Source organism: Gordonia phthalatica (assembly GCF_001305675.1).
Taxonomy (GTDB): domain Bacteria; phylum Actinomycetota; class Actinomycetes; order Mycobacteriales; family Mycobacteriaceae; genus Gordonia; species Gordonia phthalatica.
In genome coordinates, this window is the sequence record NZ_CP011853.1 from 3,771,826 (window position 1) to 3,786,041 (window position 14,216).

13 protein-coding genes are annotated in these 14,216 nt (G+C 68.5%); 6 read left to right on the plus strand and 7 right to left on the minus strand.

From position 1 onward, the window contains the following. Positions 1–39: 39 nt before the first annotated feature. The 3 genes from folE to hpt all read right to left on the minus strand — a co-directional run bounded on the left by folE (position 40) and on the right by hpt (position 3,767). Positions 40–660 carry a GTP cyclohydrolase I FolE gene (gene folE, locus ACH46_RS17765; protein WP_062394104.1) on the minus strand — a complete coding sequence of 207 codons (621 nt, stop codon included), beginning with the start codon at positions 658–660 and terminating at the stop codon, positions 40–42. Positions 661–676: 16 nt separating this feature from the next. Beyond that, positions 677–3,010, minus strand: coding sequence for an ATP-dependent zinc metalloprotease FtsH (ftsH, locus tag ACH46_RS17770; protein ID WP_062395597.1), 2,334 nt, complete (start codon positions 3,008–3,010; stop codon positions 677–679). Positions 3,011–3,203: 193 nt separating this feature from the next. Then, a complete protein-coding gene (hpt, locus tag ACH46_RS17775; RefSeq protein ID WP_062394105.1) occupies positions 3,204–3,767 on the minus strand; it encodes a hypoxanthine phosphoribosyltransferase in 564 nt (187 codons plus the stop codon). Positions 3,768–4,115: 348 nt separating this feature from the next. Here hpt and ACH46_RS17780 point away from each other — a divergent pair, with 348 nt between their 5' ends. Further along, on the plus strand, positions 4,116–4,784 hold the full coding sequence (locus ACH46_RS17780) for a DUF8020 domain-containing protein (protein WP_062394106.1): 669 nt from the start codon (positions 4,116–4,118) through the stop codon (positions 4,782–4,784). A gap of 1 nt (position 4,785) precedes the next feature. On the opposite strand, the gene tilS is transcribed toward ACH46_RS17780, so the two are convergent. The 3 genes from tilS to dacB are packed head-to-tail and all read right to left on the minus strand — an operon-like array spanning position 4,786 to position 8,258. Then, positions 4,786–5,766, minus strand: a complete 981-nt coding sequence (tilS, locus tag ACH46_RS17785; protein WP_062394107.1) for a tRNA lysidine(34) synthetase TilS — start codon at positions 5,764–5,766, stop codon at positions 4,786–4,788. Beyond that, the gene (locus tag ACH46_RS17790; protein WP_062394108.1) at positions 5,745–6,848 is read right to left on the minus strand and encodes a zinc-dependent metalloprotease; all 1,104 of its coding nucleotides are present in this window, start codon (positions 6,846–6,848) and stop codon (positions 5,745–5,747) included. Before ACH46_RS17790 ends, tilS begins: the two co-directional genes overlap by 22 nt. A gap of 21 nt (positions 6,849–6,869) precedes the next feature. Beyond that, positions 6,870–8,258, minus strand: a complete 1,389-nt coding sequence (gene dacB / locus ACH46_RS17795; RefSeq protein WP_062394109.1) for a D-alanyl-D-alanine carboxypeptidase/D-alanyl-D-alanine endopeptidase — start codon at positions 8,256–8,258, stop codon at positions 6,870–6,872. A 116-nt stretch (positions 8,259–8,374) separates the two neighbouring features. On the opposite strand from dacB, the gene ACH46_RS17800 reads away from it, so the two are divergent. From ACH46_RS17800 to ACH46_RS17815, 4 genes are all read left to right on the plus strand, one after another. Further along, a complete protein-coding gene (locus tag ACH46_RS17800) occupies positions 8,375–8,854 on the plus strand; it encodes an inorganic diphosphatase (RefSeq protein ID WP_062394110.1) in 480 nt (159 codons plus the stop codon). Between the two features lie 177 nt (positions 8,855–9,031). Further along, the gene (locus ACH46_RS17805; protein WP_062394111.1) at positions 9,032–10,183 is read left to right on the plus strand and encodes an SPFH domain-containing protein; all 1,152 of its coding nucleotides are present in this window, start codon (positions 9,032–9,034) and stop codon (positions 10,181–10,183) included. Between the two features lie 33 nt (positions 10,184–10,216). After that, positions 10,217–11,521: a TFIIB-type zinc ribbon-containing protein gene (locus ACH46_RS17810; RefSeq protein WP_226995669.1), complete on the plus strand. Its 1,305-nt coding sequence runs from the start codon at positions 10,217–10,219 to the stop codon at positions 11,519–11,521. A gap of 1 nt (position 11,522) precedes the next feature. After that, positions 11,523–12,074: a hypothetical protein gene (locus tag ACH46_RS17815; protein ID WP_062394112.1), complete on the plus strand. Its 552-nt coding sequence runs from the start codon at positions 11,523–11,525 to the stop codon at positions 12,072–12,074. A gap of 104 nt (positions 12,075–12,178) precedes the next feature. Here ACH46_RS17815 and ACH46_RS17820 read toward each other — a convergent pair whose 3' ends face one another. Then, complete coding sequence (locus tag ACH46_RS17820; protein ID WP_082399783.1) at positions 12,179–13,096, minus strand: aminotransferase class V-fold PLP-dependent enzyme; 918 nt, start codon at positions 13,094–13,096, stop codon at positions 12,179–12,181. Between the two features lie 116 nt (positions 13,097–13,212). Between ACH46_RS17820 and ACH46_RS21830 the strand changes: the two genes are divergently transcribed. Beyond that, the gene (locus tag ACH46_RS21830) at positions 13,213–14,124 is read left to right on the plus strand and encodes a hypothetical protein (protein ID WP_062394114.1); all 912 of its coding nucleotides are present in this window, start codon (positions 13,213–13,215) and stop codon (positions 14,122–14,124) included. Positions 14,125–14,216: the final 92 nt, after the last annotated feature.

Consider the following 14,216-nt stretch of genomic DNA (forward strand, 5'->3'; position numbering starts at 1 on the left):
CGTGAGAGTCCTCGTGGACCGTCACCGGACGCTCGGAGGTCACCGGGTGATCAGGTCCAGCGCTTCGCCGCGGGAGACCGCACTGGTCTTGAACAGACCGCGCACCGCGGACGTGGTGGTGCGGGCGCCCGGCTTGCGGATGCCGCGCATCGCCATGCACAGGTGCTCGGCCTCGATGACGACGATGACACCGCGCGGGTTGAGCTTGCGGACCAGGGCGTCGGCGATCTGGCTGGTGAGACGTTCCTGCACCTGCGGGCGCTTCGCGTACAGGTCGACGACGCGCGCCAGCTTCGACAGGCCCGTCACCTGGCCGGTGGGGCCGGGGATGTAGCCGACGTGGGCGACGCCGTGGAATGAGACGAGGTGGTGCTCGCACGTGGAGTACATCGGGATGTCCTTGACCAGCACCAGCTCTTCGTGGTTCTCGTCGAAGACGGTGGCGAGCACCTCGTCGGGATCGCAGTACAGGCCGGCGAACATCTCCGCGTAGGCCTTCGCGACGCGATGCGGGGTGCGCTGCAGGCCGGGGCGGTCGGGGTCCTCGCCCACCGCCAACAGCAGCTCGCGCACGGCGGCCTCGGCACGCTCCTGGTCGAACACCTTGGTCTCAGCGGTGTCCGGAACTGCCAATGCGTCCACTGCGTGGTCCGTCGTCATGTCTTTCAGATCTCCTTCACTGACCGTCGCGCGGCGGGTCTGCGGGCGGCCACCCGGGGGCCGACCAGTCGCGCGGAGCACCGTAATCCGGTCGGGTGCCGTGAGTCTGCTGCCCGCCCGTCGGCGCGCCACCATTCTGCTCCCCCGGCGCTCCGTGCTGCGGAGCACCGTACTGCGGCTGACCGTACTGTCCGTATTGCGGATCCCCGTACTGCGGAGCGGCATGCTGAGGTTCGCCGTACTGGGGCTGCCCGTGCTGGGGCTGCTGACCGTAGGGCTGGCCGTACACCGGCTGCTGCCCGTATTGCGGCTGACCGTACTGCGCGGGGGCGCCGTTCGCGGGCTGGCCGTAGGCCTGCTGACCGGTGGTCGGAGCGGTCGGCGCGGGCACCGGGACCGGCTCCTCGACCGGAGGCCACGGTTCGCCGCGTTCCTTCGCGAGCTCGCCGGGCGTCTTGATCGGCGGCTTGCTGCTGGGCGTGCGCTCGCCGAAGACGTCGAACTTCGTGATGCGCGGACGCTTGGTGACCTCTTCGAGGATCACCTCCAGATCCTTGCGGATCAGCGTCTCCTTCTCCAGGAGCTGACCGGCGAGGACGTCGAGCACGTCGCGGTACTGGTTGAGGATGGCCCACGCCTCGGTGTGCGCGGCCTCGATCAGGTTGCGGACCTCTTCGTCGATCTCCGCGGCGACGCCGCTGGAGTACTCCGGAGTGGAGCCCATGCCGCGGCCCAGGAACGGGTCGCCCTGCTCCTGGCCGTAGCGGACGGCGCCGAGCTTGGCGCTCATGCCGTACTCGGTGACCATGGCGCGCGCGATCTTGGTGGCCTGATCGATGTCGGAGCTGGCGCCGGTGGTCGGCTCGTGGAACACGAGCTCCTCGGCGGCACGACCTCCCATCGCCATCACCAGGCGCGCGATCATCTCCGACCGCGTCATGACGTCCTTGTCCTGCTCGGGCACGGCGAGCGCATGGCCGCCGGTCCGGCCGCGGGCCAGGATCGTCACCTTGTAGATCGGGTCCAGGTCGGGCATCGCCCACGCGGCGAGCGTGTGACCGCTCTCGTGGTAGGCGACGACCTTCTTCTCGTGCTCGCTGATGACGCGGCTCTTGCGACGGGGCCCGCCGATCACGCGGTCGACGGCCTCTTCCAGGGCCTCGCCGTTGATCACGGTCTTGTTCTCACGCGCGGTGAGCAGGGCGGCCTCGTTGATGACGTTCGCGAGGTCCGCACCGGACATGCCGGGCGTGCGCTTGGCCAGGCCGTCGAGGTCGGCGTCGGGCGCGATCGGCTTGCCCTTGGCGTGCACGCCGAGGATCGCCTTGCGACCCGCGATGTCGGGATTCGAAACCGGGATCTGCCGGTCGAAGCGGCCCGGACGCAGCAGCGCCGGATCCAGGATGTCGGGGCGGTTGGTCGCGGCCATCACGATGACGCCGGAGCGGTCGCCGAAGCCGTCCATCTCCACCAGCAGCTGGTTCAGCGTCTGCTCGCGCTCGTCGTGACCGCCGCCCATGCCCGCGCCGCGCTGGCGGCCGACGGCGTCGATCTCGTCGACGAAGATGATGCAGGGGCTGTTCTGCTTGGCCTGCTCGAACAGGTCGCGGACGCGGGAGGCGCCCACACCGACGAACATCTCGACGAAGTCCGAGCCGGAGATGGTGAAGAACGGGACGCCGGCCTCGCCGGCGACGGCGCGTGCCAGCAGCGTCTTACCGGTTCCGGGCGGGCCGTACAGCAGCACGCCCTTCGGGATCTTGGCGCCGAGCGCCTGATAGCGCGCCGGGTTCTGCAGGAAGTCACGGATCTCGTCGAGCTCCTCGACGGCCTCATCCGCGCCGGCGACGTCCTGGAACGTCGTCTTGGGCATGTCCTTGGTGAGCTGCTTGGCCTTCGACTTGCCGAAGCCCATCACTCCGCCGCGACCGCCCTGCATGCGGCTCATCACGAACAGGAACAGGCCGAACAGGATGATCATCGGGAGGATGAAGACCAGGATCGACTGCCAGATCCCCGAGTCCTTGGTGACGTTGGTCTGGTACTCGGCGCCGGTCTTGGTGACCGCGTCGAAGATCCGACTGGACACCTGCGCCGGGTACTGGGTCTGAATCTTGCTGGCTTCGGAGTCACCCTGCTTGATCGGCGTCTTGAGCTCCACCCGCAGGCGCTGCTCGCGATCGTCGATCTGGACCGACTTCACGTTCTTCTTGTCCAACTGGGTCATCGCCACCGACGTGTCGACGTCCGTGTACTCGCGGTCGGAGTTCCGGAGCATCGAGAAACCCCAGATCGCGAACAGAATGACGGCCACGATGGCCAGATTCCGGAACAGTGTCTTGCGATTCATGCGTGCACGCGAGGGCACGGATCCCGGTGATGGTGAGTCATCACGTCGCCGCGCCCGTTGTCCTTCCCGTCGGCTCGGAATACGAGGCTACCTGTAGCGGGCCGCATAACCGTCGTCGCCGCTTGATCCGTCGACGACAGCCGCCGACTGACCCGTTAACGCCCGAAGCGACCGATTGGTTCCTCGGCGGGTGTCAGTCGGAGTAGACCGACGGGTGCAGGCGGCCCACGTACGGCAGATCGCGGTACCGCTCGGCGAAGTCGAGGCCGTAGCCGACGACGAACTCATTCGGGATGTCGAAGCCCACATCAGCCACCTCGAGGGTCGCGCGGACGGCGTCCGGCTTGCGCAGGAGGGTCACGACCTCCAGCGAGCGCGGCGAGCGCGTCGCGAGGTTCTTGATGAGCCACGAGAGGGTCAGCCCCGAGTCGATGATGTCCTCGACGATGAGGACGTCGCGATTGGTGATGTCGCGGTCGAGGTCCTTGAGGATCCGGACGACGCCCGACGACGACGTCGACGAGCCGTAGCTGGAGACCGCCATGAACTCGAGTTGCGACGGGATCGAGAGGGCGCGAGCGAAGTCGGTCATGAACATGACCGCGCCCTTGAGGACGCCGATGAGGACGACGTCCTCGGGTGCGTCCTTGTACCGCTCGCTCACCGCATGGGCCATCTCGACCGTCCGCGCCTGAATCTGTTCCTGAGTGATCAGGACTTCTTCGATGTCATCGCCATAGCAATCGTCGCGCTCCACCCTTCTAGCTTCGCATGTCGTTCGGCGGACTCGAGAGCGGGTTTGGCTATCCACCGACCGGCGGCGCCGCATCTCCGACATTCCCGTCGGGAACGCCGAGCGAACTCAGCAGCGCCACGCCACCGTCCGGGTCACGATCTCCGCCGCGAGTCAAGGCCGACATGTACCCCATTGGGGTGAATCTCGTTGTCATCCGAACGGTCCAAATTGTGCCTACAAGGGCCCCTCACGTCCCATTCTCCAAAAAACATCCCAATTCGGACTAGCGTGATCCGCCGTTGTCTGCCATCTTTGATAAAGATTCGGTGTCGGTTACGTCACCACGATCCTGTTTCTGAGAGGAACCACATGTCTTTCCGCCACCTGATCCGCGGTGTGTTCATCACGCTGCTCGCGGTGCTGACTGCGCTGCCCTTCCTGGCTGCACCGGTCAACGCGGCGCCCGCGAAGGCGACCGCCGACGTCCAGAAGGGCACTGACGGCGATGTCATTGTGCGGATCCACAACGGATCCATCGTCGTGACCGACAAGGGCCTGGAACTCCGCAACAACGCGGGCAAGACCCTCGAGACCGTCCCGTTGAGCTACACCGGCAAGGACGCGCGCACCTACCCGATCGACGCGAAGGTGAAGGGCAATGTCGCGACTCTCGTCGCGTCGAAGGACGTGAAGCGTTCGGTCGACACTCCGGAGAGCGTTCTGAAGGCGGGCGCGAAGCCCGCCGCGAAGGACAAGGTCATCTGCGGCCCGCAGACCAAGAAGCAGCGTGACCAGCAGGCCCTGCAGACCCTGCAGACCGAGCTTGCCACTGCAGCCACCATCGGCGCCGTCGCCGGTGCCGTCATCGGCCTCATCATCGGTCTCCTCGGCGGCCCCCTCCTTCCCGTAGCAGGCCTCGCCGGTGCCGCTATCGGAGCAGTCGGCGGCCTCGCCGGCGCTGCCATCAACGGTGCGTTCGCCCGCTACTTCGGAACCATCAACCAGAAGAAGTTCAAGCCGAAGACCTGCTACATCTAGGTCAGCGCGACTCGCGCCCCGCGCGAAGCTCCCGAGCCCGCCTCGTCACGACGAGGCGGGCTCGTTCGTCTCCGCCGACGGCGACGGAACCCTGTCCGTGCCAGTCGGTGACGAGGGCGTCGACCGCCGACACCGTGCGGTACGACGGCTCCGGCGCTCCGATCGAGAGCAGCCAGGCGCGCAGCACGCGGGTGCGCAGGGCTGCGGGGACGTCGTCGAGCGGCTCCAGATCCAGTACGCGGCCGTATGCGCAGTCGGCGAGGAGATCGTCGGCAGGATCGTCGAGGGCGTCGAGATCGTCCTGCAGCTGCAGAGCGGTCCGCGCCAGAGCTTCTGTCACGCCGCCGCCGAGGACGTCGTCGAGCAGCGGCAGCACCTCGGAGCGGACCCGGACGCGGGTGAAGCGCGGGTCGTCGTTGTGCGGGTCGTCCCAGACCCGCAGTCCCCACCCCTCGCACGCCGCGCGGGTCTGCGCCCGTCGGATACCGAGCAGCGGTCGCCCCCACGGCCGCGACCACGCACGCATCCCGGCCAGCGACCGGGCACCGGAACCGCGACCGAGGCCCAGCAGGACAGTCTCGGCCTGGTCGTCGAGAGTGTGCCCGAGCAGGACCGGCCGCGAGCTGCGCGCATCGTCGAGCGCCCCGTACCGGACGCGGCGTGCTGCCGCCTCGGTGCCGCCGGGGCCGTCGACGGTCACCGCGCAGACCTCGGCGGTGGCACCGAGCCGTCGTGCGATGTCGGCGGCGCGCTGAGCCACCTCGCCCGACCCGTCCTGCAGACGGTGGTCCACCACCACCGCGTGCACGTCCAGGCCCGCGCGGAGGGCGCCAGCCGTCAACGCCAGGGAGTCGGCGCCGCCGGAGAGGCCGACGCAGACCCGGTCGGCCGGCGCGTACCGGGCGGCGAACGCCCGGACCGCGCCGATCACCGCGCGCTGGGCCGCCGCGGACTCGGGTGTCAGAGAACTCGCTCGATCCATGCGTCGGGCTGATCGATCTCCGCCATCAGCGGCATGGTCTCGGGGGAGGTCCAGATGGTGTTGAACTGCTCCATCCCCACCCTCTCGACCACGTGGTCGACGAAGGCCTTGCCGCGGACGTACTGCGCCATCTTGGCGTCCATGCCGATGAGGGCGCGGATCAGTCGCTGCAGCGGGTTCTTGGGCCCCTTGCGACGCTGGTCGAAGGCGGCACGAATCGATTCGACGCTCGGCACGTGGGCCGGGCCGACGGCGTCCATCACGTGATCGGCATGGCCTTCGAGGAGGGTGCCGAGCGCCAGGACCCGTTCGAAGGACTCGAACTGCTCGGGCGACTGCACCAACTGCATCAGGCCGATGACGCCCTTCTCACGCTGCTTGCCGCTGCGCAGACTCTCGGTGACGCGGCCGACCAGGTCGGCGACCGAATCGTCGTCGGTGCCGGTCAACGACGCCACGTTGGAGCGCATGTAGTCGGCCAACCACGGGTTGGCGGAGAACTGCACGCGGTGGGTCACCTCGTGCAGGCACACCCAGAGGCGGAAGTCCGACGGGTCCGCCCGCAGGGCGCGTTCCACGGCGATGATGTTGGGCGCCACCAGCATCAGGACGCCCTCCTGCCCGGTCTGCGGATCCACGCTGAACGGGTCGTACTGGCCGAGGATGGCGCTCGACATGAAGGCGAGCAGGCCGCCGGCCTGCACGCCGGCGATCTTGCCGCTGATGCCGTGGCCGGAGCGGTGGTCGTCGGACGCGTTCTCGGCCTCATCGGCGGACGGCACCGGCGCCAGCATCGCGGGCATGGAGCGGGAGGCGGCGTCGATCCAGCCCGAGCGGTCCAGGATCTGCGCGGTGGGAACGGCGAGGCCGTCGGCCAGTCCGGTCACCTCGCGGACGGGGCCCTCGGCGCGGACGGCGGCGTCGAGCAGTTCGGCGTTGGCTCGTTCCCACGTGTAACGGGTGACGCGCGGCCCGGGGCGCGCGACGCGCTTGCCGATGGTCGCGGCGAGCCCCCAGTCGATGTTCTCAGCAGGACCCGAGTTGTCGGCGGGTGCCTGCTCCGTGTCGGCGACGGTATCCACAGTCTTGTTCCTTCCGGTCGGTCAGCCGCGGCAGCCGCAGTCGCGCAGGGCGCCCACCACCGCGTCGACGGCGGGGCGTGCGTCTTCGGGGGAGGTTCCACCGGAGATCATGGCGAAGGCCAGGACGCGACCGTCGACGGTCTGCACTACTCCGGTCAACGAACTCACGCCCGTCAGTGTTCCGGTCTTGCCCCGCACCCACCCGGCACCGGCGGTGAGTTTGGGATCGAAGCGGTCGGCGAGGGTGCCGGTGCCTGCGGCGACGGGCAGGGAGTCGAGCAGCGACCGCAGCTTCGGGTGCCCCTCCCCTGCCGCTGCGGACATCAGCTGATCGAGCAGTGACGCGGGCACCCGGTCGGCGTACGAGATCCCCGACGAGTCCACCAGAGTCGCCTCGTCGGCGGCGAAACCGTTCTCACTCAACGTCGTCAGGACGGCCTTCGCACCGCCCTCGATGCTCGCCTCGCCTCCAGTGGCGCGAGCCAGTTCGATGGCGAGCGACTCGGCCAGGACGTTGTCGCTGAACCGCATCATGTCTCCGACGCGCACCGTGAGGGGCGCGGACTGGACCTGCGCGATGGTGGGGGCGTTCGACGGCGCGGTCGTCTCCTCCACCTCACTGTTGATGCCCAGTGCGCTCGCCAGCGCGCGGCCGGCGTCGAGGGCGGGTTCCTCGGTGCGGGGCGAGTACTCGTCGTTCGGCTTGAGTCGGCCGCCGTCGACCATCAACGACTCGATGGGGGCGATGTCGCCGCCCTTGATGTCACCGCGGTCCCAGGTCTTGGACATCGAGGGGCCGGTGAACAGCGAGGTGTCGACGGCGATCGAGGTGACGGTCTTCCCCGACTTCTTGATCTGCTCGGCGAGGTCCTCGATGTGTGCCGGGTCGGAGTAGAAGCTCGGATCGCCCTTCAGGGTGGAGGTGAGGGTCGGATCGCCGGCGCCGATGATGACGGCGCGGCCGGAGGGGTCCAGGACCACCTTGGTGGTGAGGCGCGCATCGTGCGGGAGGGCCAGCAGCACTGCGGACGCGGTGAGGATCTTGGCGTTGGACGCGGGGACCCGCGGCTCGTCGGCGCCCTTCGACCACAGCACGGTGCCGGTCAGCGGATCGGTGATCTGGCCGGTCAACTTGCCGAGCGCGTCGTTCTTGAGCGGCTTCGACAGTGCCTTCGCCACGCCGGCCCGGGTCGGGACCGGTGCGTTCTTGGAGACGGCGACGATGCTCGGGTCCACCGACGTCAGCGCGGGCTGCGCGGGCGTCCCGGCCGGGATCGGATCGGCCCGGTTCTGGTAGAGCCACCAGCCCCCGCCCGCACCGGCTGCCAGGAGCACCACCAGGGCGACGATCAAGAACCAGCGCAGGAATCTACGCGGCCGACGGGCGGCAGGACTTGTCGGCTGTGCCACATGTACTCCGGTCTGGGGACTGCGAGGGACGGTCTTAACAGTATCCTTGACACCCGTCGAAGCAATTTCCCGCCGCGAGTCCCAGATCAGCAGGCGCAGAAGCAACAGGAGGCAGCATGGAGTTCGAGGTCACCATCGAGATCCCCAAGGGTGGTCGTAACAAGTACGAGATCGATCACGAGACCGGGAAGATCTACCTGGACCGCTACCTCTACACCCCGATGGGTTACCCGGCCGACTACGGCTACATCGACCACACCCTCGGTGAGGACGGCGACCCGTTGGACGCGATGGTCCTCCTGCCCGAGTCCGTGTTCCCCGGCGTCATCGTCAAGGCTCGCATCGTCGGCATGTTCACCATGACCGACGAGGCCGGCGGCGACGACAAGCTGCTCGCAGTTCCCGCGGGCGACCCCCGCTGGGATCACATCCAGGACATCAACGACGTCAACGAGTTCGAGCTGAAGGCCATCGCGCACTTCTTCGAGCACTACAAGGATCTGGAGCCGGGCAAGGAAGTCACCGCCGGTGGCTGGGTCGGCAAGGACGAGGCGGCCAAGGTCGCCCAGGCCGCCGTCGACCGCTTCCAGGGCTGATCCCCTCAGCGTTCACTTCGATCCCCCGCTGCCACCACGGCCGCGGGGGATCGTTCGTTCGGTCGACCGTGGCGTCATTCGTTCGTGCGGTCGAGGGTGTCGGATCTGTACGGTCTAATAGAAGGCACTGGCGGATCGGGTCCACCGACGGCTCGACGACGACAACGGGGTGAGCACATGGGAATCATGGCCAAGATGCGCGGCGAGCTCGTCGACATCATCGAGTGGATCGACGACTCGCGGTCGACGCTCGCCTGGCGTTTCCCGCGCTACAACAACGAGATCAAGAACGGTGCCGAGCTGATCGTCCGCGAGGGCCAGCAGGCGGTCTTCGTCTACCGCGGACAGCTGGCCGACCAGTTCGGTCCGGGCCACTACCAGTTGACCACCGAAGCGCTGCCGATCATGAGCACGCTGCAGGGCTGGAAGCACGGCTTCAACAGTCCGTTCCGCAGCGAGGTGTACTTCGTCAACCGTCGCCCGGTCACCGACCTGCGCTGGGGCACCCCGAATCCCATCACACTGCGCGACCCGGACTTCGGCATGGTGCAGGTGCGTGCCAACGGTCTGTGCGTCATCCGCATCGCCGACCCGGAGATCTTCCTGCGCGAGGTCATCGGCACCGACAGCCAGGTGGACTCGAACGAGATCTCCGAGCTGCTGCGCCGCGTCATCGCCACGGCGTTCTCCGACATGATCCTGGAGACCGGCGTCGGTGCCATCGACCTGCAGGGCAAGCAGGGCGAACTGAGCGAGAAGCTCCGCGAATACGTCCAGACGCGCGTCGACGACGAGTTCGGCCTGTCGATCGAGTCGATCGAGATGACCATCTCGCTGCCCGACGAGATCACGGCGGCCATGACCCGGGGTGTGGCACGCGGCGTCGAGGAGCGCGGTTTCACGCAGAACGTCGGCGACATGCAGCGCTTCCAGCAGGGTCGCGCCGCCGACGCCATGCTCGCAGCCGCGCAGAATCCCGGAGGGTCGGCGATGGGCGACCTGATGGGGGCGGGCATGGGCATGGCGATGGCGAGCCAGATGGCCGGGCAGTTCGGTCAGGCCGGAAACGCACCGGCGCAGACACCGCCGCCGATCCCGGCGGCCCCCGTCTTCCACATCGAGCAGAACGGCGCGGCCGTGGGCCCCTACCCGGTCGAGCAACTGCGCGGCGTCATCACCGCGACCACCCTGGTGTGGGCGCCGACGCTGTCGGGGTGGACCCCGGCCGGTCAGGTTCCCGCTCTGGCCTCGCTCTTCGCGCCCGCGCCGCCGCCGCTGCCCCCGCAGGGCCCCGGCTCGCCGACGCCTCCCCCGCCGCCCGCCCAGTAGCGTGACGCTCCTTCTGCACCGCGGAGATCTTCGATGACCCAACCGCCCGGGGACCAGCAGCCCCCAGTGCCGCCGCCACTGCCCGACGCTCCGCGGGTGCCGCAGTCCGCGGTGCCGCCGCCGCTTCCGCACCGAGCTGTGCCCGAGGCTCCGACCGCATCGCCCCCGCCGCAGCCTCCGTCGCCGCCGCGACAGGCTCCCAGCGAGCCGCCTCGCGCACCGCGCGCGTCGGATCGGGCGATGCTGCACGTCACCGAGCAGACGCGCACCTACCCGTGCGGGTCGTGCGGTGCGGCACTCGCGTTCAACCCCGACCAGCAGAACCTGGCGTGCGGGTCGTGCGGCACCACGTATCCGATCGTCGTCGACCCGAAGGCCTCGGTCTCCAAGCACGACCTGCACGCGACGGCCGACAAGCTGCGGACGCTCGCAGCGCCCGTCGGCCAGACCGGCAACGAGCGCGAGGTCACGTGCCAGTCGTGCGGCGGTCGCACCATCTTCAACGGCACGCTGACGGCCACCCTCTGCCCGTACTGCGCCACCCCCATCCAGCGGACCGACATCCAGAATTCGCCGGAGCGCCTCGCCGTCGACGGGATCCTCCCGCTGCGCGTATCCGAGGATCGGGCCCGCGCAAGCATCACCGAGTGGATCAACAGCCGCTGGTTCGCGCCCAACGAGTTCAAGAAGTATCGGACGCTCGGCTCCTTCACCAGTGTCTACATGTCGTACTTCACCTACGACGCCGACGCGATCACCCAGTACCGCGGACGCCGCGGCGACAACTACACGGTGGTCGTCGGCTCGGGCGAGAACCGGCACACCGAGACCCGCATCCGCTGGCGGTCGGTCAGCGGCACCGTCCACAACCGCATCCGCGACCTCCCGGAGAACGCGAACACCGGCTTCGACGCCGGCCGCGTGCGGGAGTTGGAGCCGTGGCCGATCGCCGAGGTGACGCCGTACAAGCCGGAGTTCGTGGCCGGTCACCTGTCACGGACCTACGACAACGATCCGGTGCAGGTCTTCAACAGCGCCGCCCAACCGCGGATCGACAGCATCATCGACTCCACCATCCGCTCGGACATCGGCGGCGACCACCAGCAGATCAGCGGTAAGCAGACCAGCTTCTCCCTGCTGCAATTCATGTACGTCCTGCTGCCCCTGTGGCTGCTGACGGTGAATTTCGAGAGCAAGCCGTTCCAGGTCTTCGTCAACGGGCTGACCGGCGAGGTGCAGGGTGAGCGGCCGTGGAGCAAGATCAAGATCATCGCGACGAGCGTGGCGGTATTGATCGTCGTCGCGATCATCGCCTATTTCGTGTGGGGAAGAAGGTGACATGGGAACCGCCATCATCGTCGTCCTGGTCCTCGGGCTGCTGATCCTCGGCGCTCTCGCTGCCGGCGGCATCGCGCTGGCGCTGGGATCGGTCAAGGCGAGCCGGAAGAACGCCGCCATCGCCGGCGTCGACGTGACGGTCCCGCAGGAGTGGGCGCTGGGTCACGATCCGGAGGCACGACTGCACCGGCGCATCGCCGCAGCCGTCTCCGCGCTCGATGACACGATCGGTCAGGCAGGCGTCGCAGATCTGGAACTGCGGGCGCGGTTGATGAACGACGCCGCGGACCTCGACCGCACGCTGGTCTCCATCTGGTCGCTGCCCCGCGACGCGAAGCCCGCAGCCCTCGCCGACGTGGAACCCCGCGTCGCCGCCCTGGAGTCGGCAGCCACGCAGCAGGCGCTGAATCCCGACGTCGACCGACCCCGCCTCGGCGAGCTCCCGACCTTGCCGCCGCTCCCCGATCCGCCGGGCGCCGCACCGTCGCCGGCCGAACCCGAGGTCGCACAGCCCCGGCCCGCCCCTCGTCAGGAGCCGGAACAGCCCGCGTGACGTCGTCGACCCGGCCTTCCCGCGCCGGGTAACCGTTCCCACATGAGCCGTTGCTTCCCGCTCCACGTCTGACGTGTAGCGGGAAGCAACGCTTCATGTGGGAATCACGATGTCAGCGCCCGGACCGCGAACACCAGCCGGTCGACGTCGTCGACCGTCGTTCCGAGTCCGGTGCTGACGCGGATGACGCCGGACGGCTGGGCCCGGCACACACCGACGCCGTGCCGCACCGACAGGTGCTCGACGACCTCGACGGCGGAATGCCCGTCGACGATGAAGGCGTAGACGCCGGCGCGGTCGAGCGGGTCGTCGAAGTTCTGCATGCGACGCACACCGGGCACGGCCGCGAAGCCGCGGTCGAGCCGCTGGTGAAGCGCCTGCTCGCGGTAGCCGAGCTCCTCGAATCCCAGCGACACCAGCGCTTCCGCGGACGCGGCGACGGCTCCGACGGCGACCCCGCCCGGTTCGGATCGTGCGGCGACCGGGGCGAGCCAGTCGCCGCGCCCGACCAGGACGTGCACGTCGAAGAGAGCGTCGAGCTCTCGGCTGGAGAAGAGCACGTAGTCGATACCCCAGGAGGCGATAGAGACCGCGCGGTGCGCCACCAGGTGCTCGGCGTCGACCACGATGCGAGCGCCGTGACGATGGGCGGCCGACGCGAATCGGCCGGCCGGGAGCACTTCGCCGGTGACGTCCGACGACGCGGTGATCACCACGAGTGCCGCCGGGCGCGCGACCAACTCGGCTTCGAGTGCTGCGACGGTGCCGTCGATCGTGGCCGCCGGTTCGACGATCCGCGCTCCCGGGAGTCCGGGATGGCCGGCGAGGACCACGACGTCAGCCGGTGCCCCTGCTGCGAACAACCTCATCAGATCGGCGGAGGTGCGGGACAGGACGACGGCGTCGTCGCTGCGGCCGCCGACGAAGCGGCGCAACCGATCCGGTGCGGAACCGCGCTCCATGGCGGGCGCGGCGGGACGGACTGGGGCCCGGCTCGGGGCCCGTTCGAGGAGGAGGCTCATGCCGAGAAGACTCCTCCGCCGAGTCATTCACGGGAAGCATTTGACCCACCGCGACTTCAATGACAGACCGGAATCGGGTTAGCGTGGGACCAACGAGCAGCGAAGAAAGGCACTCAGTGGTTCATCCGTCCGATCCGCGTCAACCGAACGGCGGCGCAGAACAGTTCGGCGAGACACAGGTGGGTGTCCCGTACTTCAACACCGCGGGTGTCCCTCAGCAGCCGGCCCAGCCCGGATACCCTCAGCCGCAGTACTCTCAGCCGCAGTACGGTCAGCCGCAGTACTCGCAGACCCAGCAGCCGGCACCCCAGCAGCCGGCACCGCAGCCCCAGTACGGTCAGCCCCAGTACGGTCAGCAACCGTTCGGCGCACCGCAGCAACCCGGCGGTCCCCAGTTCCAGCAGCCGCCGTTCCACCAGGGTCCGTTCCCTCCCGGCCAGTACGGGCCGTTCCCGTACGGGCCGCCGCCGAAGAAGAGCCGCAAGCCGCTGATCTTCGGACTGATCTCGATTCTCGCGGTGGCGGCGATCGTGGCGACGGTGATGGTGATGGCACCGTGGAAGTCGACGCCGGAAGAGAAGACCCTGTCGTTCGCTCTGGGCGACGGCGTGTCCGTGCAGGTGCGTCTGCCCGCAGGGTGGGACGCACAGTCCGACACCGAGGACGGCAAGACGCTCATCCGCATCCACGAGGACGGCGACGACCGCATCCTCACCCAGCTGTCCGACAATCTGCGATCGCTGAGCAAGACCGGCTCCGGCACGGCGATGCACACCATCGTGATGTTCTCGGACAAGTGCACAACCAGTCCGTCCGGTCAGGACTGGTCCACCAAGAACCGCGACGACTCGTCGACCAAGCACACGGAGCGGTGGCTGTACGCGTCGTCGAAGGTCGACGACCGTCGCTGCATCAACCTCTCCGCGGTCGACAGCGCCGCCGACTCGGTGACCGCGGGAAGCACGGCCCGCAAGACGCTGCAGAAGCTGATCGACGAGGATCGCGTCACCGCCTCCAAGTCGGTGTGAGACAGGCCGGATCCCGGCCGAACACGGTGCCCGGTCGACGAGGAACGCGTCACACCGTCGCCGTCACGGCATCGGTTCGCGGGTAACCTGAC

Coding starts and splice junctions, on each gene's coding strand:
- ACH46_RS17810 (WP_226995669.1), top strand. CDS start 10,217: ATGACCCAACCGCCCGGGGACCAGCAGCCCCCAGTGCCGCCGCCACTG.
- ftsH (WP_062395597.1), bottom strand. CDS start 3,010: ATGAATCGCAAGACACTGTTCCGGAATCTGGCCATCGTGGCCGTCATT.
- ACH46_RS17805 (WP_062394111.1), top strand. CDS start 9,032: ATGGGAATCATGGCCAAGATGCGCGGCGAGCTCGTCGACATCATCGAG.
- ACH46_RS17820 (WP_082399783.1), bottom strand. CDS start 13,096: ATGAGCCTCCTCCTCGAACGGGCCCCGAGCCGGGCCCCAGTCCGTCCC.
- folE (WP_062394104.1), bottom strand. CDS start 660: ATGACGACGGACCACGCAGTGGACGCATTGGCAGTTCCGGACACCGCT.
- tilS (WP_062394107.1), bottom strand. CDS start 5,766: ATGGATCGAGCGAGTTCTCTGACACCCGAGTCCGCGGCGGCCCAGCGC.
- ACH46_RS17815 (WP_062394112.1), top strand. CDS start 11,523: ATGGGAACCGCCATCATCGTCGTCCTGGTCCTCGGGCTGCTGATCCTC.
- ACH46_RS17780 (WP_062394106.1), top strand. CDS start 4,116: ATGTCTTTCCGCCACCTGATCCGCGGTGTGTTCATCACGCTGCTCGCG.
- ACH46_RS17800 (WP_062394110.1), top strand. CDS start 8,375: ATGGAGTTCGAGGTCACCATCGAGATCCCCAAGGGTGGTCGTAACAAG.